General features: G+C 67.5%; 21 protein-coding genes. 17 read left to right on the top strand and 4 right to left on the bottom strand.

What is annotated here, in order from left to right:
* On the bottom strand, positions 1 to 957 hold the full coding sequence (locus L1081_RS16120) for an IS110 family transposase (RefSeq protein WP_489412789.1): 957 nt from the start codon (positions 955 to 957) through the stop codon (positions 1 to 3).
* Between the two features lie 206 nt (positions 958 to 1163).
* On the opposite strand from L1081_RS16120, the gene L1081_RS16115 reads away from it, so the two are divergent.
* Positions 1164 to 3530, top strand: coding sequence for a phosphocholine-specific phospholipase C (locus L1081_RS16115; protein WP_489413072.1), 2367 nt, complete (start codon positions 1164 to 1166; stop codon positions 3528 to 3530).
* Positions 3531 to 3552: 22 nt separating this feature from the next.
* On the opposite strand, the gene L1081_RS16110 is transcribed toward L1081_RS16115, so the two are convergent.
* Complete coding sequence (locus L1081_RS16110) at positions 3553 to 4479, bottom strand: alpha/beta hydrolase-fold protein (protein ID WP_489413071.1); 927 nt, start codon at positions 4477 to 4479, stop codon at positions 3553 to 3555.
* Positions 4480 to 4713: 234 nt separating this feature from the next.
* Between L1081_RS16110 and L1081_RS16105 the strand changes: the two genes are divergently transcribed.
* The gene (locus L1081_RS16105; RefSeq protein ID WP_489413070.1) at positions 4714 to 5073 is read left to right on the top strand and encodes a hypothetical protein; all 360 of its coding nucleotides are present in this window, start codon (positions 4714 to 4716) and stop codon (positions 5071 to 5073) included.
* A 501-nt stretch (positions 5074 to 5574) separates the two neighbouring features.
* The gene (locus tag L1081_RS16100) at positions 5575 to 7710 is read left to right on the top strand and encodes an alpha/beta hydrolase domain-containing protein (protein ID WP_489413069.1); all 2136 of its coding nucleotides are present in this window, start codon (positions 5575 to 5577) and stop codon (positions 7708 to 7710) included.
* Here the strand turns inward: L1081_RS16100 and L1081_RS16095 are convergent.
* Positions 7673 to 8611 (bottom strand): LysR substrate-binding domain-containing protein, encoded by a 939-nt coding sequence (locus L1081_RS16095; protein WP_489413068.1) that lies wholly within the window; start codon positions 8609 to 8611, stop codon positions 7673 to 7675. The two genes, L1081_RS16100 and L1081_RS16095, sit on opposite strands and share 38 nt — an antisense overlap.
* Positions 8612 to 8672: 61 nt before the next feature.
* Between L1081_RS16095 and L1081_RS16090 the strand changes: the two genes are divergently transcribed.
* The 8 genes from L1081_RS16090 to L1081_RS16055 all read left to right on the top strand — a co-directional run bounded on the left by L1081_RS16090 (position 8673) and on the right by L1081_RS16055 (position 15337).
* On the top strand, positions 8673 to 9050 hold the full coding sequence (locus tag L1081_RS16090) for an I78 family peptidase inhibitor (RefSeq protein WP_489413067.1): 378 nt from the start codon (positions 8673 to 8675) through the stop codon (positions 9048 to 9050).
* A gap of 23 nt (positions 9051 to 9073) precedes the next feature.
* Positions 9074 to 9733 carry a DsbA family protein gene (locus L1081_RS16085; protein ID WP_489413066.1) on the top strand — a complete coding sequence of 220 codons (660 nt, stop codon included), beginning with the start codon at positions 9074 to 9076 and terminating at the stop codon, positions 9731 to 9733.
* Between the two features lie 7 nt (positions 9734 to 9740).
* Positions 9741 to 10625: a diaminopimelate epimerase gene (gene dapF, locus L1081_RS16080; protein ID WP_489413065.1), complete on the top strand. Its 885-nt coding sequence runs from the start codon at positions 9741 to 9743 to the stop codon at positions 10623 to 10625.
* The gene (locus L1081_RS16075; protein ID WP_489413064.1) at positions 10622 to 11320 is read left to right on the top strand and encodes a DUF484 family protein; all 699 of its coding nucleotides are present in this window, start codon (positions 10622 to 10624) and stop codon (positions 11318 to 11320) included. Before dapF ends, L1081_RS16075 begins: the two co-directional genes overlap by 4 nt.
* Positions 11317 to 11955: an ElyC/SanA/YdcF family protein gene (locus L1081_RS16070; protein WP_489413063.1), complete on the top strand. Its 639-nt coding sequence runs from the start codon at positions 11317 to 11319 to the stop codon at positions 11953 to 11955. The genes L1081_RS16075 and L1081_RS16070 overlap by 4 nt, the downstream gene beginning before the upstream one ends.
* On the top strand, positions 11939 to 12982 hold the full coding sequence (locus L1081_RS16065; RefSeq protein WP_489413062.1) for a tyrosine-type recombinase/integrase: 1044 nt from the start codon (positions 11939 to 11941) through the stop codon (positions 12980 to 12982). The genes L1081_RS16070 and L1081_RS16065 overlap by 17 nt, the downstream gene beginning before the upstream one ends.
* Positions 12979 to 14199 (top strand): class I SAM-dependent methyltransferase, encoded by a 1221-nt coding sequence (locus L1081_RS16060; protein WP_489413061.1) that lies wholly within the window; start codon positions 12979 to 12981, stop codon positions 14197 to 14199. The genes L1081_RS16065 and L1081_RS16060 overlap by 4 nt, the downstream gene beginning before the upstream one ends.
* 85 nt (positions 14200 to 14284) lie before the next feature.
* Positions 14285 to 15337, top strand: a complete 1053-nt coding sequence (locus L1081_RS16055) for a GTP-binding protein (RefSeq protein WP_489413060.1) — start codon at positions 14285 to 14287, stop codon at positions 15335 to 15337.
* A gap of 80 nt (positions 15338 to 15417) precedes the next feature.
* Here the strand turns inward: L1081_RS16055 and L1081_RS16050 are convergent, their stop codons facing one another.
* A complete protein-coding gene (locus tag L1081_RS16050; protein WP_489413059.1) occupies positions 15418 to 16896 on the bottom strand; it encodes a DUF945 family protein in 1479 nt (492 codons plus the stop codon).
* A gap of 800 nt (positions 16897 to 17696) precedes the next feature.
* Between L1081_RS16050 and dksA the strand changes: the two genes are divergently transcribed.
* From dksA to rsmH, 6 genes are all read left to right on the top strand, one after another.
* Entirely contained in the window at positions 17697 to 18275 is a 579-nt protein-coding gene (dksA, locus tag L1081_RS16045) for an RNA polymerase-binding protein DksA (RefSeq protein WP_489413058.1), read from the top strand.
* 48 nt (positions 18276 to 18323) lie between these two features.
* Complete coding sequence (locus tag L1081_RS16040; protein WP_489413057.1) at positions 18324 to 20006, top strand: STAS domain-containing protein; 1683 nt, start codon at positions 18324 to 18326, stop codon at positions 20004 to 20006.
* A 74-nt stretch (positions 20007 to 20080) separates the two neighbouring features.
* Entirely contained in the window at positions 20081 to 20626 is a 546-nt protein-coding gene (hslV, locus tag L1081_RS16035; RefSeq protein ID WP_026283873.1) for an ATP-dependent protease subunit HslV, read from the top strand.
* Between the two features lie 2 nt (positions 20627 to 20628).
* On the top strand, positions 20629 to 21957 hold the full coding sequence (gene hslU / locus L1081_RS16030; RefSeq protein WP_489413056.1) for an ATP-dependent protease ATPase subunit HslU: 1329 nt from the start codon (positions 20629 to 20631) through the stop codon (positions 21955 to 21957).
* Between the two features lie 270 nt (positions 21958 to 22227).
* Positions 22228 to 22656: a division/cell wall cluster transcriptional repressor MraZ gene (gene mraZ / locus L1081_RS16025; RefSeq protein WP_012746060.1), complete on the top strand. Its 429-nt coding sequence runs from the start codon at positions 22228 to 22230 to the stop codon at positions 22654 to 22656.
* 8 nt (positions 22657 to 22664) lie between these two features.
* Positions 22665 to 23591 (top strand): 16S rRNA (cytosine(1402)-N(4))-methyltransferase RsmH, encoded by a 927-nt coding sequence (gene rsmH / locus L1081_RS16020; RefSeq protein ID WP_489413055.1) that lies wholly within the window; start codon positions 22665 to 22667, stop codon positions 23589 to 23591.
* Position 23592 lies beyond the last annotated feature (1 nt).

Here is a 23592-nt window from a genome sequence, read left to right as displayed (position 1 = left end):
TCAAGCGATATGCATAGTCGAATCCCATGTGGAGCCGTGTTTGGCGATGGCATTGAGCATGGTCAGCAGCTTGCGCATGCAGGCCACCAGGGCGACCTTCTTGCGCTTTCCTGCCGCCAGCAGGCGCTCGTAGCAGGCCTTGAGCGCCGGGTTATGCCTCACCGCCGTCAGCGTGGCCATGTACAGGGTTCGCCGCACATCGGCGCGCCCACCCCAGATGCAGCGCTGGCCACGCATCTGGCCGGAGTCGCGGTTCAAGGGCGCAACGCCCACCAGCGCAGCGATGCGGCGCCGGTCGAGCTTGCCGAGTTCGGGAAGTTCGGCCAGCAGCACTGCAACGCTGGCAGCGCCGATGCCCGGCACGCTGGCCAGCGCCTGGGCCAATTGGGCGTGATGGCGCTGCACATGCGCGGCCACCTCGGCTTCGCTGTCGCCGAGTTCGTGCTTCAAGAATTCAATGAGCCGCTCGATGCTCGGGCGCGCCGCCGCGTGAGCCAGGCGCAGGCGCTGCCGCTCGGAGGTCAGCATCTGCACCAACTGGCGCCGACGCAGCACCAAGGCCTGCAGTTGCTGCAACTCGGCATCAGCCAGCGGCTTGACGAAGCGCTCGCGCTCGGGGTGCTGATGCAGCACGCGGGCGAAGGCCGCCAGCATGCGCGCATCCAGCGCATCGGTCTTGGCCAGCGCGCCCATCGCGCGGGCGAAGTCGCGCGCGGTGCGCGGGTTGACCACCGCCACCGCCAGGCCCGCGGCCTGCAACGCGCAGGCCGCTTCGAACTCGTAGCCGCCCGTGGCCTCCAGCACAACCAGCGCGGGCGCCAAAGCCGATGCCTGGTTGACCAGTTGCTCGATGCCAGCCACGTCATTGGCGAGCTGCCAAGTCTTGGCCTGATCGCTGCTGGCGATCTCCAGGGTCTGGCTGGAGACGTCAATACCGATAAAAACAGAGTCGGACACGTCCTCTCACTCCCATCCTTGTCTATGCGAACTTCAAATTCCTACAACCGTTCGGGCTGCAGAGAAGGACGGTCCGGCTCGGGCGCCCAGTGCTCAGAGGCGGGCTTCAACAAATGGCCCAGAGGCCGCTCGGGCTACCCGAGCCGGTCCGAGGCTTAAAGATACAAGGCCCGACGCTTCCCCGCATTTTCAAAACAAACCCCGCCATGACCACACGCCGCAAGTTTCTCCAGACCGCCACCGGCTCCGGCATTGCCGCCGCCACGCTGGCCACCTTTCCACCCAGCATCCGTCGCGCGCTGGCCATCCCCGCGCACCACGAGACCGGCACCATCAAGGACGTCAAGCACGTCGTGCTGCTGATGCAGGAGAACCGTTCCTTCGACAGCTATTTCGGCACCTTCAAGGGCGTGCGCGGCTACGGCGACCGCTTTGCCGTGCCCGCGCCCAACGGCAAGACCATCTTCCACCAGACCTACACCAAGACCACGCCGCCCAGCACCTACACGCCCTACCGCCTCGACGAGAGCAAGGGCAACGCGCAGCGCGCGGGCAGCACGCCGCACGGCTGGTCCGACTCGCAGGCCGCATGGGACCACGGCCGCATGTTCAAGTGGCCGGACGTCAAGAACCTGCTGTCGATGGGCTACTACGACACCGCCGAGGTGCCGTTCCAGCGCGCGCTGGCCGAAGCCTTCACGCTGTGCGACCACTACCACTGCGGCATGCACACCGGCACCATCGCGAACCGCCTGTTCTACTGGAGCGGCACCAATGGGCCGAACGGCATCAGCCCGGTCGACGGAAGCAAGGTGCAGCTTGCGGTGCTGAACAACCAGTTCAATGCCGGCAACGACATCGGCGCTTCCACCGAAGGCTGGACCTGGACCACCTATGCCGACCGGCTCGAGAAGGCCGGCGTGAAGTGGAAGGTCTACCAGAGCCTGATCGACAACTTCGGCTGCAACGAGATGATGAGCTTTCGCCACTGGCGCACCGCCATCGAGCAGATGCCGGCGGCGCGCCGCCCCGTGTACGTTCCCGCGACCGACATCACGCAGCCGGTGACCGCCGCCGGGCCGTTCTACGACCCGGCCATCGACGATGCGCTGAGTCCGCTGGCCAAGGGCTTCGGCAACACCATGCCGCAGGGCTTTCTCGAAACCTTCCGCGAGGACATCCGCAACGGCACACTGCCCGCGGTGTCGTGGATCATTTCGCCCTCGGCCTACAGCGAGCATCCCGGTCCGTCGAGCCCGGCCAAGGGCGGCTGGTACGTGCAGGAAGTGCTGGACGCGCTGACCTCCAACCCCGAGGTCTGGAGCAAGACCGTGCTGCTCATCAACTTCGACGAGAACGACGGCTTCTTCGACCACTTGCCGTCGCCCGCGGTGCCCTCGCGCAACCCCGACGGCTCGCTGGCCGGCGCCACCACGCTGGCCGAGGCCGACACGGCCGTCGAGTACCACAACCACACACCGGCCACGCCCAAGCAGCCCGCCATGGACGGCCGCCCCTACGGCCCCGGCCCGCGCGTGCCGATGTGGGTGGTCTCGCCCTGGAGCCGCGGCGGCTGGGTCAACTCGCAGGTCTGCGACCACACATCCACGCTCATGTTCCTGGAGAAATGCTTCGGCGTGGCCGAGCCGCAGATCAGCAAGTACCGCCGCGCCGTCTGCAGCGATCTCACCAGTGCCTTCAACTTCGAGCGTCCCAACGACGAGCCGCTGCCCGTGCTGCCCGGCCGCAAGACCAAGGCCGAGGCCGATGCGCTGACCGCCGCGCAGGAGGCGCTGCCCAAGATCGTGCCGGCGGCCGACGCCGACCTGCCGGTGCAGGCCACCGGCGTGCGTCCGTCGCGCGCGCTGCCCTACGAGCTGCACACCAGCGCGCGCAGCGATGCGCTCAATGGCCGCGTCCAGCTGCTGTTCGCCAACAGCGGCCGTGCCGCCGCCGTGTTCCACGTCTACGACAAGCTGCACCTGTCCGACCGTCTGCCGCGCCGCTACGTGGTGGAGCCCGGCAAGCAGCTCGACGGCCACTGGAACGCCATGGCCGACGACGCCGGCCTGTACGACCTGTGGGTGCTCGGCCCCAACGGCTTTCATCGCCAGTTCAAGGGAGACCTGAACCGGCTGCGCGCCGGCAGTGCGCCCGGGCCCGAGGTCCGCGTGGGCTACGACGCGCGCCGCGGCGACCTCTACCTGCAGATGCGCAACGACGGCCGGCGCGACTGCCGCTTCACCGTGCAGCCCAACAAGGCCTACCCGCGCCCCGAGGCCTACCAGGCCGGCGGCAGGGACCGCAACGGCAACAACGGCCATGGCAACGATGGGCACGGCAATGACGACAAGGGCACCTACGGCCACAACCCCGATGGCTCTTGGAGCATCCGCGTCAAGGGTGGCGGAGAAACCGGCATGCGCTGGAGCCTGGACGCGAGCGGCCAGTGGTACGACTTCGTCGTAACCTGCGATGCCGACCCTTCGTTCTACCGGCGCCTGGCCGGCCGCATCGAGACTGGCCGGCATTCGGTGAGCGATCCGGCCATGGGGCTGCAGGACCGCTTCTGACCCGGCAAGGGGCTGCTTGCCGCTACGGCAGCAGCCTGGCGATCGCATCGGCGAACGACGGGATGTCGGTCTGGGTGTGCGTCGTCGAGTAGGTGGCCTCGCTGATCGACAGGCCCGGGTAGCCGCGGGCCACAAGCCGCGCGTACATCCTGCCCACCGGTTCGAAGTTGCACTCGACCGGGTTGTCGCAGCGCGTGAGAACCAGCGTTGCAGGCAAGGGCCCGCCGCCGAGCGCATCGTGCATTTGCTGCTCGAGGCCTTCGTACTCGGCCGTCTGGAAGGCGAATGCGCCTTCGAACGCCAGGAAGTGCGAGAACGTCAGGCTGCCTGCCGCGCCTTCGAGGAACAGCGCGATGCCGGCCATGCTCCCGCTCAGCGACAGCCCGGTCAGCAGGCGCGTTCTTGCATCGGCGCGGTACTTCGCCTCGATGAACGGGACCAGTTCGAGCGCGAGGAAGTCGTGGTACGGCACGGCGCCGGGCATCGTGTAGTCCTGCTCGCGCCGCGCCGTGCCGCCGATGCCGACCAGGATCGCTTCGGTGCGGCGCTCCTCGAGGATGTTCCTGAGGTCCGAAAACCGCGTGTTGGGCGGATTGAAGATCCCGTCGGCGTCCATCGCATAGATGACCGGATAGGCCGCCGAGCCGCCGTCGTAGGAGGCCGGCAGGTAGATCTCGAGTGCGTAGCTTGCGCCCGTCTTGGCCGAGGTGATGGTGTCGGAGACGACGCGGCTGGTGGCGGGTGCCACCGGCGTGGGCTCGGGTGCCGGTTCGGGCGGAGCGGCCGGCGCATCGGGCGGCGGCGTGGCGGGCGTATCGGCCGGCGGCGCAACGGTGGCCACCGGCACGATCGGCACGAAGGCGCCACCACCGCCGCCTCCACCACCTCCGCCGCAACTCCACATTCCGAGCGCGAGCGCCCAGCTTCCGACCCATACGAATGCACGCATCCTTTGCCCAAGCTGCATCGGAGTTTTCCTGGAACCTTGTGGCTTGAAGAGGCGCACCGGAGCGTCGCGCCAAAAAAAACGCGCCGGTCCGATGCGGACTTTTCAGGATGCCACGGGAAGCCGTGGGTTCGGTGCTCTTTGGGGTAGATGGAAAACGAAAAAGTCGTATCCATCCCAAGCAGGTGCGAGGGTTGGCGAGCCACGCGTCATGGGGGAGGCACTTACACTCCGGCCATGAGAAGCGCAAGGGACGTCGAATGCGGCCTGCAGCCCGTGGTGGAGCTGCGGAAAGAGGCTGCGTCGTACGCCTATTCCGTTCGCGCACCGCGTTCGAAGGGCGTGATCCCGCCCAGCTCGTACAGCAACGGCGGCTTCTCGACGCTCGCCGACTGCCTGCTCGACGTGGCGCGCGCACTCGGTGGCGACTTCAGGCGCATCTACGTGCGCCTTGACGGCTACTGTGTTGGAGAGCGCGACATCGTCGAACTGCGCCGCGGGCCGCAAGAGGTTGCGGCCGCGTTGAGGGCGGCCTGCGACGCGGTTGCGAGCGCCGCCGAAGCGGGTGTCGCTGCACCGGAAGCCAACGACCCCTGAACTCGCGGCCGCCGATACGCGATGCGAGCTGAACCTGCGGCGATCGGGCGCCTTCGTGCCCCGCCTGTCACTGACGGAAGCTACGGTGAGGTTCCAAACCAGGAGGAGGAGTCGCATGAGCTATGACTTGATGGTGTTTGCAGCGGAAGCCGCGCCCAAGGACCGGGCCGCGTTTCTCGAATGGTATGAAGGCCATGCCGAGTGGGTGGAAGGGGGTGGAAGGCCATTCCTATGACAACCCGGATGTGAGCACGCCTGCGTTGCGGGAAGTGATCTATGCGGCATTCGCGTGGTCGAAAGCTGAAGTGGCCTACGACGCCGTTGTCGCCATTGCCGCGAAACACGGTGTCGGGTCGAGACGCGCTCGTTCGTGCGTGGCCCGTCCTTAACCATCGGTTAAGACCGGCTAAACAAGACGCGAATTGCCGGCCTGCCTGCGAATTGTGAGGATGCGAAGCGCTGACATGGCGCCGGATCCGCGCAAAAAAGACAGGAGACAGCATGCATCCCAGAAGCCCGATCGGGCGCCAGTCGCGCCTGCCCTGGCTCGCGGCGGCGATGGCCACGGCGGCCATCGTTATTGCTGCCGGGCCCGCGAATGCCCGCGTCACCCGCATCGTGATCGACAGCGTCGCGCCCCTCGCGGGGCAGGCGATCCCTTACGAGCAGGTCCGCGGCCGCGCCTTCGGCGAGCTCGACCCCAATGATCCGCACAACAGCGTCATCACCGACATCAGGCTGGGGGCAGACGCCGATGGCAAGGTGCGCTACGAGACCACGTTCAATCTGGTGAAGCCGGTCGACATGAACCGCGCGAGCGGCTTTCTCTGGCATGACGTGCCCAACCGCGGCGGTGCGGGCACCATCGTTGTGGACGAACGCGAGCTGGGCGACATTGGCCTGCGCAGCGGCTGGCAGGCGGACAACGCAGGCAACACGGGCATTCCTGCCGATCGCGCAACGGGCACCAACCACTGGGTGGCGGCGCCCATTGCCAAGCTGAACGGCGTGGCTGTCACAGGCAAGGTGTTCGGGCGCATCGTCAACCGCGGCGGCGCGGGCTCCCAGCCGCTGATGGTGCAAACGAACCCTGTGCCCTACCTTCCGGCCACGCTGGACACGGCCCAGGCAACGCTGAAGACGCACATCGAGGAAACCGTTGATGGCGTTGTCACCGAAGGGCCAGCCATCGCGGCGGGTGACTGGGCATTTGCCAAGTGCGACGCCGGCAATCCGTTTCCCGGCACGCCGATCGACAACAACCCCGCCAATGCGCCCGGCAATCTGCCGGTGCACATCTGCCTGCGCAACGGCTTCGATTCCAAGCTGCTGTACCAGGTGGTGTACCCGGCGCACAACGCCTACATCCTGGGCGTGGGCATGGCAGCGTTCCGCGACGTCGGCACCTTCTTCCGCCACGAGGCGGCCGACGACTTCGGCACGCGCAATCCGGTGGCCGGCTCGATCAAGGGCACGGCCGTGCGGGGTGTGTCGCAGTCCGGGAACATGGTGCGGCAGTTCATCTTCATGGGCCTGAACCAGGACGAGCGCAACCGCAAGGTCTACGACGGCGCCTGGCCGATCATCGCCGGCCGCCGAGTGGCCGCCAATTCGCGCTGGGCCCAGCCGGACGGCGTGCTGGAGCTCTTTCAGCAGGGCAGCGAAGGCCCACAGTGGTGGGTGGATTGGCCGGACCCGGTGCGCAAGCAGCCGACCGGCAGCATCTTCTCGCGCTGCAACGCCAACGACACCTGCCCGAAGGTGATCGAGCATTTCGGGTCGGCCGAGGTGTACGCGCTGAAGCTCACGCCCGAGTGGATCGGCACGGCCGGCGACGCGGACATTCCGCTGCCGCGCAACGTGCGGCGCTACTACGTGCCGAGCAGCCACCACGGCGGCGGCGCGGGCGGCTTCACGCACATGCCCGCGGCCGCCACCGGCCCCACCTGCCCCGGCAACAACTTCGGCCGCGGCACGCTGGCGGCCAACCCGGTGCCGCACACGGAAATCACCAACGTGCTGCGCCTGGCCATGCGCGACTGGGTGCTGAACGGCACGTCGCCGCCGCCCAGCCGCTGGCCCACGCTCGCGGGCAAGACGCTGGTCGACGCCAACAGGAAGGCGATGGGCTTTCCGAGCGGCGTGCCCGGCATCCCGGACTCGATCTTCCTGCCGCAGAACTTTGCGTTTCCGGTGTTCGACTACGACTGGGGCCCGCAATTCAATCATGCGGAAGCCTCCGGCGTGCCCACCACGGTGCCGCCGACCATCAGGAAGGTGATCCCGATGAAGGTGCCGAAGGTCGATGCCGACGGCAACGAGATCGACGGCGTTCCCACGGTGCTGGTGATGGCGCCGCTGGGCACTTACCTGGGGTTCAACGTCACCGCCGAGGGCTTCCACCGCGGCCAGGTGTGCAACTACGTGGGCGGCTATGTGCCGTTCGCCCGTACGCATGCCGAGCGGACTGCGAGCGGCGATCCGCGCCTGTCGCTCGAGGAGCGCTACGGCAGCCACGAGGGCTACGTGGCTGCAGTGCGGGCCGCCGCCGGGAAGGCCTTCGCCGAGGGCTTTCTTCTGCCCGCGGACCGCGACCGCCTCATTCGGCAGGCCTCGGACAGTGCCGTGCTCCGCTGAGGGGCGCCGCGCTTTCGATCATTTCCACCAGGGCAGCCGCCGGCATCGAGAGCTCCGAGCGGCTGCGCATGGCCAGCAGCAGCACGCGTTCCATCTCGATGCCTTCGAGGCCGACCTGCACCAGGCCGAGCGCCTGGGCATAGAGCGCGGCCGCCGCGCGCGGCAGGATCGCCAGGCCGAGCCCGAACGAGACCATGCGGCACATCGAATCGAAGCTGCGCACCTGCACCCGGATGCGGGGCGTGCGCTTGGCCGCGTCGGCCGCCGCCATCACCTTGCGCGTGAGGGATGCGCTGCGTGCCAGCGTGACCAGGTCGTGGTCGAGCACGTCCGCGAGGCAGGCGTTCTGCCGGCCGTCCAGCGCATGGCCCGCCGGCACCAGCAGCACCAGCTGGTCGATATTGCAGACGAGGGTCTCCAGGCCTTCGTGCGGCACGTTGTCGCCGATGACGGCCAACTCCGCCGTGCCTTTCTGCACAGCGCGAATGCCGTCTTCGCTCAAGGCATCTTCCATGTCGATCACCACGTGCGGATAGCGGCGGGCGTACTCGGCCAGCACGCTGGGCAGGAAGCCGCCGAAAGCGGAAGGATTGGCGCACAGCCGCAGGTGGCCGGTGGCGCCGGATTGAAGATCGTCGACCGCTTGCACGAGCTGTTCCAGGCGCGCAATCACCTCGATCGCGTGCCGGTGCAGGGTCTGGCCTTCGGGCGTGGCGGTCACGCCGCGCTGTCCGCGCTGCAGCAGTGCCATGCCGCAGTGCTGCTCGAGATCGGTGATGCGCTTGCTGGCCGCCGGAAGCGAGACGCCGAACCGGTCTGCGCCCGCCGTCAGGCTTCCACCATCGACGACCGCGACAAAAAGCCGCAGGGACGTGAGATCGAAACGGTTCAGGTTGATCATGGCGGGTGGATTTGACCACTGGCGACGCTACGATCCGTCGAAAGAAGCAAGACACCACACCATGCCCATCCTCCCCCCATCCGGTTTCATCTTTTTCCCTCGAACCCGCGGCATCCTGGCGAGCGCCGTTTGCGCCGCGTCGATGTTCATCGCGGGCTGCCAGACACAGCCCGAATTCCGCCCGCTCACCTCGGAGGCGCCGCCGCCGCCCACCTTCGTGACCGTGCCCAGCGAAGAAACCTGCCAGGCCGCGCAGGCGCGCTATGCGCTCGGCCAGGCGCTCGATCCGCTGCTGCTGGAGCAGATGCGCACGCGCACCGGCTCCAAATCGGCGCGCACCTCGGCCGTCGGCGCGCCGCTGCCGGTGCCGGCCGATCCGGGGCGGCTCAATGTCGACGTCGATCCGCAGGGCCGCATCACCGCCGCGCGCTGCGGCTGAAGGAAGTTATCAATAATTCCGCGATGACCACCCCTCCGATCCCCACCGCCATCGCGCTCGACTGCTACTACAGCCTTTCCTCGCCCTGGGCCTACCTGGGCGGCCCGCAGCTGCAGGACATCGTGCGGCGCCACCATGTGCGGCTCACGCTCAAGCCCTACGACTTCCAGGCCGTGGTGCCGCAGACCGGCGGCATTCCGCTGAAGACGCGGCCCGAACCGCGCCGCAGCTACCACGCGCTCGAACTGGCGCGCTGGAGCGACTACCTGGGCATGCCGCTCAATCTGGAGCCCGCCTACTACCCCAAGGGCGCACCGGTCGACCCGAACTGGAACAAGTACCCGGGCTGGATGGTGATCGCCGCGCAGCTGCAGGGGCTCGATGCCCAGCCGCTCTCGCATGCGCTGCTGCGCGCGCTCTGGGCCGAGGAGCGCGACACCTCCGAAGCCGCGGTGCGCATTGCGGTGGCCGAGGAAAACGGCTACGACGGCGCGGCGCTGCAGGCGCTGGAGCAGGCGCCCGAGACGCTGGCGGCCTACCGCGCCAACAGCGCCGACGCCATCCAGGCCGGCGTGTTCGGCGCGCCGACCTTCGTGCTCGACGGCGAGCGCTTCTGGGGCCAGGACCGCCTGGCCTTTCTGGACCGGGCGCTCGACAGGCGCCGCCATTCGACGGGCGGATAATCGCCCGATGCGAATCCGCTTTACCAAGATGCAGGGTGCCGGCAACGATTTCGTCGTGCTGGACGAAACGCGCGGCACGCTGGGCCTCACGGCCGCGCAGTACCGCTTCCTTGCCGACCGCCATTTCGGCGTCGGCGCCGACCAGATCCTCACGGTGCGGCCGCCTTCCAAGGGCGCGGCCGAGGGGGTCGATTTCCAGTACGTGATCCACAACGCCGACGGCGGCGAGGTGGAGCAGTGCGGCAACGGCGCGCGCTGCTTCATGCGCTTCGTGCGCGAGCACCACCTGACCGACAAGGACACGGTGCGCGTCGAAACGCTGGCCGGCATCATCGAGCCGCGCATGGGCGAAGACGGCCGCGTCACGGTCGACATGGGACCGCCCATCTTCGAGCCCGCGCGCGTGCCCTTCGACACCGCCGGCCTCGATCCGCAGCCCACGGGGTCGTGGCACACCTGGCACCTGGCCCTCGGCACGCATGCCGACTCGGCCATCGTGGCCGTCGCGGTGCTGTCGATGGGCAATCCGCACGCGGTGCAGGTGGTCGACAACGTCGACACCGCGCCCGTGGCTCGGCAGGGCCCGCAGATCGAGCACCACCCGCGCTTTCCGCAGCGGGTGAATGCCGGCTTCATGCAGGTGGTCGACCGCTCGCGCATCAAGCTGCGCGTGTTCGAGCGCGGCGCTGGCGAAACGCTGGCCTGCGGCACTGGCGCCTGCGCGGCGGTGGTGGCGGGCATCCGGCTCGGCCTGCTGGAGCGCCGGGTCGATGTGCAGACGCATGGTGGCGTGCTCACGATCGGCTGGGAAGGCGAGGGCCATCCGGTGCTCATGACCGGCCCGGCCACCACGGTTTTCGAGGGAGACATCGAGGTGCCCGAGCTGCCATGACCAACTTCAGAAACAACAAAGACGACGCCATGAACCCGATCACCGAAGACGACATCGCCAACTACCTGGCGAACACGCCCGACTTCTTCGAGCGGCACGCGCAGCTGCTGGCGCAGGTGCAGCTCACCAGCCCGCACGGCAACCGCGCCGTGAGCCTGCAGGAGCGCCAGGCCGAGATGCTGCGCGAGAAGATCAAGGCGCTGGAGCATCGCCTGATGGACATGGTGCGCCACGGCACCGAGAACGTGGTCATCGCCGACCGCCTGCAGCGCTGGACCAGCGGCCTGCTGACCACGCGCGATCCGCGCGGCCTGCCGTACCGCATCGCGGTCGACCTGCAGTCGCTGTTCCTGGTGCCGCAGACCGCCATCAAGGTGTGGGACTGCGGCGCCGACTACCTCAACGAGGCCTATGCCCAGTGGGTGAGCGACGACGTGAAGGCCCTGGCCACCTCGCTGACCTCGCCCTACTGCGGGCTCAACTCGGGCTTCGAGGCGGCCAACTGGCTGCCCGAGCCGGCCGGTGCGATGTCGATCGCGCTCATTCCGCTGCGGCCCGATGCCGAGTCGCCGGCCTTCGGCCTGCTGGTGCTGGCTTCGCCGGACGCGCAGCGCTTCAACGCCGAAATGGGCACCGACTTTCTCGAACGCATCGCCGACCTGGCGTCGGGCGCGCTGTCGCGGCTGCGGCCTTGAACGGGCGGCGCCGGTCCTGGCGGGCCACCGCGTGGCCCGTGCTGTGGACGGTGCTGCTGGCTGGACTGCTGGCCTACCTGGTCATCGCGGCCGTCATCTGGCGGCGCGCGGTCGAGGCGCTGGCCAACCCTCCCGGCCGGCCGGCCGATGCCGCGATGGTGCTGGGCAACCGTGCCTTTCTCGATGGCAAGCCCAATCCGTGCCTGACGGGCCGGGTCGATGCCGCCATCGCGCTGGCCGATGCGGGCCTCGCGAAGCAGCTCGTGCTGTCGGGCGGCGTCGACAAGGAAGACGGCCGCATCGAGGCCGAGGTGATGCAGCGGCATGCGCGGGCCCGGGGCTATGCCGGGCCGCTGCTGCTGGAGCCGGCATCGACTTCGACCCGCCTGAATCTTGCGATGTCGCGTCCGCTGCTGAAGGCGGCCGGCATCCACGGCGTGATCGTGGTGTCGGAGCCCTACCACCTGTGGCGCGTTGAGCGCCTGGTGCGGTCCAGCGGTTTCGACAAGGACTTCGACGTTCAATACGCGGCGGCGAGCACGCGCTGCTGGCGGCGCTGGGGCATGGTTTTCAAGGGTGCGTTGCGCGAGCCTCTGGCTGTCGTGAACAATGCGTTCAATGGCTACCTCCACTGAGACGGCGGGGACCGGCTGGGTCGACAGGTACCTGCAGCACGTGCGCGTCGAGCGCCGGCTGGCGGCGCGCACGGTCGAGCTCTACGCCATCCACCTGCAGGCGCTCGCGGCCCATGCCGCGGAGGCCGGGCTTTCGCTCGACCGCGTGCAGACCGCGCACATCCGGCGCTGGATGGCGCAGCTGCACGGCGCGGGACGCGAGCCGCGCGGCATTGCGCTGGTGCTCTCGTGCTGGCGCAGCTTCTACCGCTGGCTCGGCAACGAGGGACTGGTGGGCTTCAATCCCGTGAAGGACGTGCATGCGCCCAAGGCCGCGCGGCCGCTGCCCAAGGCGCTGGCGGTCGACGACGCGGTGCGGCTCGCCGAACTCTACGACCCCGAGGCCGACCCCTGGACCGAGGCGCGCGACGGCGCCATCGTCGAAGTGCTCTATGGCTGCGGGTTGCGCGTGAGCGAGCTCACCGGCCTCGATGCGCGCGCCAGCAGCACGGCCCGCGGCTGGGTCGACCTCGACGCGCTGGAAGCCAACGTGCTCGGCAAGGGCAGCAAGCGGCGCATCGTGCCGATCGGCAGCAAGGCGGCCGAGGCGCTGCGCGACTGGTTCGCGGTGCGCGGCGAATGCGCGGCGCTGTCGACGGCCGCGCTGCGCGACCCGGCGGGCGCGGCGGCGCTTTTCATCAGCGCCAAGGGCGTGCGGATGTCCTCGCAGGCGGTGTGGAAGCTGCTGCGCGAGCGCAGCCTCAAGGCCGGCCTTGCGGCGCCGGTGCATCCGCATATGCTGCGGCATTCGTTCGCAAGCCATGTGCTGCAGTCGAGCAGCGACCTGCGCGCGGTGCAGGAACTGCTGGGCCACGCCAACATCGCCACCACGCAGGTCTATACGCGGCTGGACTTCCAGCACCTGGCCAAGGTGTATGACGCGGCACACCCGCGCGCGCAGGCGCGCCCCGAGGGCCTGCGTGCGCAAGCACGCCCCGAAGGCGCGCGGGCCAAGCCGAAGAACGACGACAACAAGCCAACCAAATGAAAACCCTCCGCCTCAAGCCCGGCAAGGAGCGCTCGTTGCAGCGCCGCCATCCCTGGATCTTCGAATCCGCCATTGCACGCGGCGGTGCCGATTCGGGCGAGACGGTGCGCGTCGAGTCCCATGACGGCGCCTTCCTGGCCTGGGCCGCCTTCAGCCCGGTGTCCAAGATCCGTGCGCGGGCCTGGAGCTTTGTCGAAACGCAGCGCATCGATGCCGCCTTCCTGGCGTCGGTGTGCGCTCGCGCGGTGGTGGCCAGGACGCTGTTCGACCTGCAGAGCGACGGTGTCCGGCTGGTCCACGGCGAGGCCGACGGGCTGCCGGGCCTGATCGTCGACCGCTACGGCGACACACTGGTCGCGCAGTTCCTGTCGGCCGGCGTCGAACGCTGGAAGGCCGCGATTGCCGATGCGCTGCTCGCGGCAACCGGCCTGCACAAGCTCTACGAGCGCTCCGATGCCAGCGGCCGCGAGCGCGAAGGCCTGAAGCCGGTCACCGGCTGGCTGCGCGGGGAGGGCGCGACAGAAATCACGATCCGCGAGCACGGCTGGAAGCTTTCGCTCGACATTGCCACCGGCCACAAGACCGGCTTCTATCTCGACCAGCGCGACAGCCGCCAGCGCTTTGCCGAACTGGCGCAGCATCGGCGCTTTCGGCGCGTGCTCAACTGCTTTTGCTACACCGGCGGCTTCACGGTGGCTGCGCTCGCAGGCCTGCGGGCGGCCGGCGCGGTGGAGGGCGCCGAGCTGGTGTCGGTCGATTCGTCGCTGCCGGCGCTCGAGCGGGCGAGGGCGCACCTGGCGCTGAACGGCTTCGGCGCCGAGGGTTCGGGCCTGAAGGCGGAATTCCTGGACGCCAGCGTCAACACCGTGCTGCGCGAATTCATCGAGCAGGGCCGAAGCTTCGACGCCATCGTGCTCGATCCGCCCAAGTTCGCGCCCACGGCGGCCCATGCCGAGCGCGCCGCCCGCGCCTACAAGGACATCAACCGCCTCGCGCTCAAGCTGCTGGAGCCTGGCGGCGTGCTGCTGACCTTTTCGTGCTCGGGCGGCATCAGCGCCGATCTTTTCCACAAGATCGTGGCTTCGGCCGGCATCGATGCGCAAGTGGATGGCTACATCAGCGAACGGCTGGGCGCCGCGCCCGACCATCCCATGACCATCGAGTTTCCCGAGGGCGAATACCTCAAGGGCCTGATGGTGGTGAGAAAGCCTGCTTGACCCCGCACCAACGCAACTGAGTGGCATTGGCTAAACTGCCGGCCCAATCCCTTTTCTTCCTGTTTTCCGTTTCCGGAGCACACCCATGGCCCTCATTCCCGCCACCATCCTCACCGGCTTCCTGGGCTCGGGCAAGACCACGCTGCTCAAGCGCATCCTGACCGAGGCCCATGGCCAGAAGATCGCGGTGATCGAAAACGAATTCGGCGAGGAGAACATCGACAGCGACATCCTCGTGACCGAGTCGAAGGAGCAGATCATCCAGATGAGCAACGGCTGCGTCTGCTGCACCATCCGCGAAGACCTGCGCGAGGCGCTGCAGCTGCTGGCCGCCAAGAAGCGCCAGGGCCTGCTCGACTTCGACCGCGTGGTGATCGAGACCACCGGCCTGGCCGACCCCGGCCCGGTGGCGCAGACCTTCTTCATGGACGACGAAATCGCCGAGAGCTACCTGCTCGACTCCATCCTGACGCTGGTCGACGCCAAGCATGCGCCGCAGCAGCTCAACGACCGCCAGGAGGCGCGCCGCCAGGTGGGCTTTGCCGACCAGATCTTCATCAGCAAGAGCGAGCTGGTGTCGGCCGAGGAGACCGAGGCGCTCATTCATCGCCTGAAGCACATGAACCCGCGCGCGCCGCAGCAGAAGGCGCATTTCGGCGACGTGCCGCTCAAGGACATCTTCGATCTGCGCGGCTTCAACCTGAACGCCAAGCTCGACATCGACCCCGACTTCCTCAGGGAAGACGAGCACGACCATCACGACCATGACCACGCGCATGGCGAGCATTGCGACCATCCCTCGCACAAGCACGAGGGCCACGGCCACCATCACCACACCGACGACGACGTCAAGAGCTTCGTCTACAAGGCCGACCGCCCCTTCGACCCGGCCAAGCTGGAAGACTTCCTGGGCGCCATCGTCAACATCTACGGCCCGCGCATGCTGCGCTACAAGGGCGTGCTGAACATGAAGGGCACCGAGCGCAAGGTGATTTTCCAGGGCGTGCACCAGCTGATGGGCAGCGACCTGGGCCCGGAGTGGGGCAAGGACGAAGCCCGCCAAAGCCGCATGGTGTTCATCGGCATCGAGCTGCCGCGCGAAATTCTCGAGCAGGGGCTCGAGCAGTGCCTGGTCTGACGCCGCGCCGCCGGTCCAAATAAAAGAACGGCGCTGCCCTTCAAAGGCAGCGCCGTTTTGTTTTCTGCTTGAACCGCGGCCTACTTGCCCATGCCGCCCAGCTGCTTGCCGTTGAGCTTCAGGCTGCCTTCGGCATATTCGATCTGCGCGGTGACGTCATCGCCCTCGCGCTTGACGAAGCCCTTTTCCTCGCCTTGCTCGACCAGCCCCGCCATCATTTCGGGCGGCGGCGTCTGGCCGCTGCCGGCGCCGGCGGCGGCCATCTGCTCCAGCCATTGCATCGGCAGCCGCGCGCTGGCCTTGAGCACGCCGCGCTTCATGAGCAGCGCCATGCCGGGCGCCTGCAGGTCTTCGTCGGTGACGCCGGCCATGCCGGCCGTGTAGCTGAGCTCGCCGCGCTTGCCGCCGATTTCGACCAGCATCCTGTCGAGCCCGAATTCGGGGCCGTACTTGGCCATGGCCTTGAGGTCGGGCGCCAGCTGGTCGAACAGCACCTTCATCGCTGCCTGCGAGGCCTTGTTGCCGCCCTTGCCGCAGCCGTTCGCGGCGCTCGACTGCATCCAGGCATCGGCCAGCTTCTTGTAGCCGGCGGCGTGGATGCGGCGTCCGCCGCTGCTCATCTCGAACCTGTCGATCTTCGTCTCGCCGATCTTGCCGGTGCCCTTGACAGTGCCGGTCGATGCGTAGAGCCCGTCCGCGATGGTGGCTTCGGCGAGCATGTCGATGTTCTGCAGCAGTACTGCCGGCAGGGCCTTGCCTTCGCCGCCCGCGGCGCCGCCCAGGCCCTTGGGTGCCGCGAATTCGAGGCTGTCGAGCCGGGCCTCGGTCTTGCCCGTGGCCAGGATCCAGCCCTCGCTCTTGTCCATGTCGGCCTTGCCGGCCAGCTTGCCCATCTTGAGCGTGGCGCCGGTGCGCGCATCGCTGACATCCAGCCCCGGCATCGTCAGCTCGTAGCGCACGTGGGTGCGGGCGCCGTTCATCTCGACGCGGGCCTGCGCGCCCTGCCATGCGAACCGGGCCTTGCCTTCCTCGGCCAGGCTGGCGGGCGCTACCGCCAGGTCGGTGGTGTAGGCGCCGTCGAACGCCACCTTGGTGTGCGCCGTCAGGGGCTTGGCCTTGCCGAAGATCTGCTCGGCCTTGGCCTGGCCCTTCACGTCGAACACCAGTTCGCTGTCGATGGTGGCCGCTGCCAGCGTGCCACCGGCCAGCGGACCGTGGCGGATGGTGTCGCGGAAGGTGATGCGCACCGCCTTGAACGGCGTGGCGGCTTCTTCCCCTTCTTCCTCATCCTCTTCCTCGCCGGGCTTGGCGGCAGGCACCTGCACCGCGGCGGCGGCATCGGCCGCGCAGCCGAGCTCGATCGTCACGGTGCTGACGGCGCCGAAGAAGCCGCGTTCGTAGCTGCGCTCGACCACGCGCACCAGCGCAGTCTGTTTCGGAACCTCGTCCAGCGCGGCCTCGTAGCTGGACTTTACTTTTGCGCCGGCCAACCACGTGCCGCCGCCATAGGCAAGTGCGATGGCCGCAGCCAGCGTGCCCAGAACTGCTTTTTTGCTCAAGATTGATTTCTCTTTTGTATGAATGAGATCGACCTGCACCGCTCCCCCGGCGATTCCGGCAGGTCTTGCTGCCCCCTCCGGCAACGCCGGCGATGCTACCGGAGGCAAGGGGTTGCAGCCACATCACCCTTCGATTCGAGTTCTCTATACAATCGCGCGCCTGTTCCGGCAGCCACGCCTTCGTCCGATGGACGGGATGTAGCTGGCGGTGCGGGGCGCCGCAGGTTCCTGGCGGGCTTTCGGGGGTATAACCCCGGGGTTCGCCACTGCGAGCACTCCGACGAGTGGAGCCCGCGCGGCCTGAAACCCGCGGTGGTTCCCTTGGGAGGAGACACCCAGTGAAAGCGCGTTCCAGTTCGTTCAAGGAGCCAGTCACCGTGAAGAAACCCGCCGCCAAGGCCACGCCAGCAACCAAGCCCGCTGCAAAGAAAGCAGCGGCTGCAAAGCCGGCTGTACCCGCGGCAAAAAAGAGTTCTTCCGCTGCAAAGGCCCCGGCCACGAAACCAAAAAGCGCTCCAAAGAAGCCAGCAACGCCATCGGCCAAGGCCGCGACCGTTGCAAAGAAGCCCGTCAAGGCTGCAAAGTCTGCTGCGCCGCCGGTGGCATCCGCCCCGGACAAGAGTGCAACCAAAACTGCAGTTGCGGGTCAACTGCCATCCAAAACCGTCGGCCGCACTGCTGCCGTTCCTTCTGCCCCTTCGATCCCAATGAAAAAAACGGCTGCCGCCTCTTCTTCCGCCACGGCGACACCTTCGATACCCGCTCAGACCGCTGCACCCGCCCCCGCGCGAGGTGGCCGCGTGTCCCGGCTGTCGCAGCTGACCGTGCCTTCCATGCCGCAATCGGTGGCTTCCACCGCGGCCAAGTCTTCCTTCTCGCAGGCGCCCTCCAATGCGCTGGTGCCGCCGCCCCCCGTCGCGGTGAAAAAAGACCCGAAGCTCGCCAACAACTGGAAGGCCAAGTCGGCCGCCGAGTTGACCGATGCCGAGGTGATCGCCATGCCCGACACCGAGTACATGAACGAAAAGCAGATGGCGTTCTTCCGCCTGAAGCTCGTGGAACTCAAGCGCGGCATTCTCGAAAACGCCGGCGAAACCACCGAGCACCTGCGTGAAGACACCGTGGTGGTGCCCGATCCGGCCGACCGCGCGACCATCGAGGAAGAGCACGCGCTCGAGCTGCGCACGCGCGACCGCGAGCGCAAGCTGCTCAAGAAGATCGAGCAGTCGATCCAGCGCATCGATGCCGGCGACTACGGCTACTGCGACGAAACCGGCGAACCCATCGGCGTCGGCCGCCTGCTGGCGCGTCCCACTGCCACGCTGTCGCTCGAAGCGCAGCAGCGCCGCGAACTCAAGCAGAAGATGTTCGGGGACTGAGCGAGCGGCTGAAGAAGAAGAGAACCTGTTCGCCTCGAAACCTCGTCGATGCCAAAGGAAGAGTCGGGCCGCCTTTTTTCCAAGGTGGCGAAGTTCGTCCGCAATCCGCTCAAGGATTGGTCCGAGCTGAATGCGACTGCGGATTCCACGCTGCCCGAGCAGGCCTACAGCCGCGAAATGCTCAAGGAGATGATCGAGCGGCGCCAGCGCAACGATTTCGTTCGCCGGCGCGAGTTCGACATGCTGCGCAAGCTTCGCCAGCGCGAAGCCGCCGCCCACGCCTTCGAAGGAACGGTCACGCCGTCTTCCTTCAACCTGAACAGCACCACGGAAAAATCCGAGGGACGCGCGCTCACGCTCAAGAAGATCGACGAGATCGAGGAGCAGATGTCGCAGCAGTGGTGGAAGGGCCGCGGTCCCAACGGCGAGGTGCTGTCCAATGCGCCGCCCGACGCCGGCGCCGAAACCCTGCCGCCGCCCGTTGACGCAGCCGAGCTGGCCAGCCTGCTCGCCGCGCCGGCCTACGGCCCCGCACCGGCGCCGGCCGTCGTGCCGGCACCGGCCGTGGTTGCCGCTGCTGCGCCTGCCGCGCCCGCTGCGGGCAGCCCGGCGGCCAGCGGCACTTCGCTGCTGTCGGCACGGCTCGCGCGCGACGGTGCACTCGAAGAGGCCGTGATCCGCTTCGCGCACGGCGACGATGCCGGCGCCGAGGCCATTCTTCTTCAGGCCCTGGCCTCCGAAAGCGCAGCGGCCGAGGGCGACCACGCCACCGCCGAGCGCGACGACGCGAGGTGGCGCGCGTTGTTCGACCTGTATCGCGCCACCGGCGATGCCGCCAGGTTTGCCGCGGCGCGCATGCGCTATGCACAGCGCATGAAGCGCATGGGGCCCGACTGGGTCTCGCTCGACGAACTGGCGCGCAGCGTGAAGGCGGTGGCCGCCAGCGAACTCGCAGAACTGGCGCCGGCCGGCGCCGACTGGGCCAGCCCGGCACGCCTGGCGCGCGACGGCTTGATCCAGCTCACGCGGGCGCTGTCGCAGGCCGGCTCGGTCTGGACGCTCGACTGGCGCGCGCTGGTCGCCATCGAGGCCGACGCCGCCGCGCCGCTGCGCGTGCTGTTTGCCCATTGGGCCGATTCGCCGGTCCAGCTGCGCTTCATCGGCGCCGCGAAATTGCTGGCCGTGCTGGCCGAGGCCACGCCCAACAACGAGCGCGGCACGCCGGACGTCTGGTGGCAGCTGCACCTGGCTGCGCTGCGCATGATGAACATGCCCGATGACTTCGAGCTGGTGGCGCTCAACTACTGCATCACCTACGAGGTGTCGCCGCCGGCGTGGCAAGACCCCAAGGGCGCCTGCACCTCGGTGGCCGCACCGGCGGCAAGCCGTTCGAACTCCGTATGGTCGCTGCTCTCGGTCAATGGCGAATCGGAGAGCTTTCCCTCCACCGACACCGGCTTTGCCGCGCTGGCCGGCGATCTGCGCGGCGAGGCGCATTCGAGCCTGCAACGGCTGGACACCGACCTGCGCAACACCACGGCGCCCGTCATCTCGTGCGCCGCGCTGCTGCGCATGGACCTGGCCGCGGCCGGCACGCTGCTCGGCTGGGTGCGGGCGCGCGACGCCCAGGGCGAGCGCGTCCAGTTCGTGGACGCCCACCGCCTGATCGCGGCGCTGTTCGATCTGGTCGGCATTGCCGACCATGCGACGGTGGCCCTGCGGAAGAACTAGGGCGCCTTGGCGTCCTGCACATTCGGTAGCAGGCGCGGGCTTGCATTGCCCTGCGGCATCCCCAGATGGCTTCGATGGAACAGTTTCACGGCACCACCATCGTGAGCGTGCGCCGCAAGACCCCCCAGGGCGACCAAGTCGCCATTGGCGGGGACGGGCAGGTCACTCTCGGCAATATCGTCATCAAGGGCACCGCGCGCAAGGTGCGCCGGCTCTACCACGGCAAGGTGCTCGCGGGCTTTGCCGGCGCCACGGCCGACGCCTTCACGCTCTTCGAGCGCTTCGAGGCCAAGCTCGAGAAGCACCAGGGGCACCTCACCCGCGCCGCCGTCGAACTCACGAAGGACTGGCGCACCGACCGCGTGCTGCGCAAGCTCGAGGCCATGCTGGCCGTGGCCGACGCCACCACCTCGCTCATCATCACCGGCAATGGCGACGTGCTGGAGCCCGAAGACGGCGTGATCGCCATCGGCTCGGGCGGCGCCTATGCGCAGTCGGCCGCCAAGGCGCTGATCGACAACACGGATCTCACGGCCGAGCAAATTGTGCGCAAATCGCTGGCGATAGCCGGTGAAATCTGCATTTACACGAACATGAACCACACGGTGGAAGCGCTCTGACCATGTCCATGACCCCGCAGGAAATCGTCTCCGAGCTCGACAACCACATCGTCGGCCAGCCGGCCGCCAAGCGCGCCGTGGCCATTGCGCTGCGCAACCGCTGGCGCCGCCAGCAGGTCGAGGAGAAGCTGCGCACCGAGATCACGCCCAAGAACATCCTCATGATCGGCCCCACGGGCGTGGGCAAGACCGAGATTGCGCGCCGCCTTGCGCGCTTGGCGGATGCACCCTTCATCAAGGTCGAGGCCACCAAGTTCACCGAGGTGGGCTACGTCGGCAAGGACGTCGACTCGATCATCCGCGACTTGGCCGAGATCGCCGTCAAGCAGACGCGCGAGGCCGAAAGCGCCAAGGTGCGCGCGCGCGCCGAGGACGCCGCCGAGGACCGCATCCTCGACGTGCTGCTGCCGCCCGCGCGCGGTGCTGACGGCGCCACGCCGGCACTGGACGGCCCCAACCCCACCCGGCAGGCCTTCCGCAAGAAGCTGCGCGAGCACCAGCTCGACGACAAGGAAATCGAACTCGACCTCGCCGAAGCCCGCGCGCCGCTCGAGATCATGGGCCCGGCCGGCATGGAGGAAATGACCGAGCAGCTGCGCGGCATGTTCGGCCAGCTCGGCGGCGGCAAGCGCAAGACGCGCAAGCTCAAGATCGCCGAGGCGATGCGCCTGTTGATCGACGAAGAGGCTGCCAAGCTGGTCAACGAGGACGAGATCCGCGCGCAGGCCATCACCAACGCCGAGCAGAACGGCATCGTCTTCATCGACGAGATCGACAAGGTCGCCACGCGCAGCGAGGCCCAGGGCTCCGACGTGTCGCGCCAGGGCGTGCAGCGCGACCTGCTGCCGCTGGTCGAGGGCACGGCCGTGAGCACCAAGTACGGTGTGGTGCGCACCGACCACATGCTCTTCATCGCGAGCGGCGCCTTCCACCTGAGCAAGCCGAGCGACCTGATCCCCGAACTGCAGGGGCGCTTTCCGATCCGCGTCGAGCTGCAGTCGCTCTCGGTGTCCGATTTCGAGAGCATCCTCACGCAGACCCGCGCCTCGCTCGTGAAGCAGTACCAGGCGCTGCTTGCCACCGAGGGCGTCACTCTCGAATTCACGCCCGAAGGCGTGAACCGCCTGGCCACCATCGCGTACGAGGTGAATGAGCGCACCGAGAACATCGGCGCACGCCGTTTGTCGACCGTGATGGAGCGCCTGCTGGATGAGGTAAGCTTCGACGCGACCCGCATCGAGGGGCAGACCATCCGCATCGATGCCGCTTATGTCGACGAGCGCCTTGCGGCACTAAGTCACGACGAAGATCTTTCGCGCTTCATCCTCTGAAGCCCGCTTTGCGGCCCCTGTAACGGCGGCTGCGCTTCACGCATCACATTCACTGCGTGAGCTAAGTGCTTAATTCTCAACGAAATTCGCCGATTTCCAAGTTTGGAAATCGGCGCTAAGTCGTTGATTCCATTACAAAAAATACCACCAACGGCTGGTTGCGTCCGAAGTGTTTCCTGCTACAGTGCAAAAAAGTGCAGTTAAGTGGGAAAAAGTGCGGATGGTGCCTCTTTCGGGTGCCGCGGCATTCCCAACACAGGGGTTCTGGTCGTGTTTCAAGGCGCTTCATCGCTCAGTCTGGATGCCAAGGGGCGGCTCTCCGTGCCGACCCGGCATCGCGACGTCCTGAGCGCCACGGCGGGCGGCCAGCTCACGATCACCAAGCATCCGCACGGCTGCCTCATGGTGTTCCCGCGTCCCGAGTGGGAGAAATTCAGGGAGCGCATCGCCGCGCTGCCGATGTCGGCACAGTGGTGGAAGCGCGTCTTCCTCGGCAACGCCATGGACGTGGAGATGGACGGCACCGGGCGCATCCTGGTGTCGCCCGAACTGCGTGCCGCCACGGGCATCGTGCGCGACACGCTGCTCCTGGGCATGGGCAACCACTTCGAGCTCTGGGACAAGGCGACCTACGAGGCCAAGGAGGCCGAGGCCACCCAGGGCGAGATGCCGGATGTGTTTCAGGACTTCGCGTTCTGAGGACCGACGTGAACACTCCATGGACCCATACGACCGTCTTGCTGAACGAAGCGGTGGAAGCCCTTCTTTCCGGCAGCACGGCAGCCACCGGCACCTACGTGGATGCGACCTTCGGGCGCGGAGGGCATGCGCGCGCGATCCTCGCGCGGCTGGCACCGGAAGGCAGGCTGATCGCATTCGACAAGGATGCGGAAGCGGTGGCCGAAGCAGCGCGCATCTCGGATGCGCGTTTTTCCATCCGGCACCAGGGATTCCGTTCGCTGGGCGAATTGCCCGATGCCAGCGTGGCGGGTGTGCTGATGGACCTGGGCGTGAGTTCGCCGCAAATCGACAACCCGGTGCGCGGTTTCAGTTTTCGTTTCGACGGTCCGCTCGACATGCGCATGGACACCACGCGCGGCGAGAGCGTGGCCGATTGGCTGGCAACGGCCGAACTTCAGCAGATTGCAGAGGTGATCCGTGACTATGGCGAAGAACGGTTTGCTGTTCAGATTGCAAAGGCGATTGTTGCTCGCCGACAAGAACGGGGCGCAATTTCAACCACCACCGAACTGGCCGAGCTCGTGGCTGGCACGGTCAAAACCCGCGAGCCGGGCCAGAACCCTGCAACGCGCACATTTCAGGCTTTTCGGATTTTCATCAACGCCGAGCTTGAAGAGCTGCAACAGGCGCTAGAGGCGAGCCTTTCCGTGCTGCAACCCGGAGGCCGGCTCGCGGTGATCAGCTTCCACTCGCTGGAAGACCGCATCGTGAAGCAGTTCATCGCCAGGCACTCGAAGGAGGTGTACGACCGCCGCGCGCCGTTCGCCGCCCCGAAGGCCATGAAGCTGCGCGCGCTCGAACGCATCAAGCCGTCCGACGCCGAAGTGCACGGCAACCCGCGCTCGCGCAGCGCAATCCTGCGCGTGGCCGAGCGCACCACCGAGTCTGCCTGAC

This window comes from Variovorax sp. MSC1_012 (genome assembly GCF_023667525.1).
Lineage (GTDB): Bacteria > Pseudomonadota > Gammaproteobacteria > Burkholderiales > Burkholderiaceae_C > Variovorax > Variovorax beijingensis_B.
Note: the sequence above shows the minus strand (reverse complement) of the source record. Positions and strands in the feature narration are given on the sequence as shown.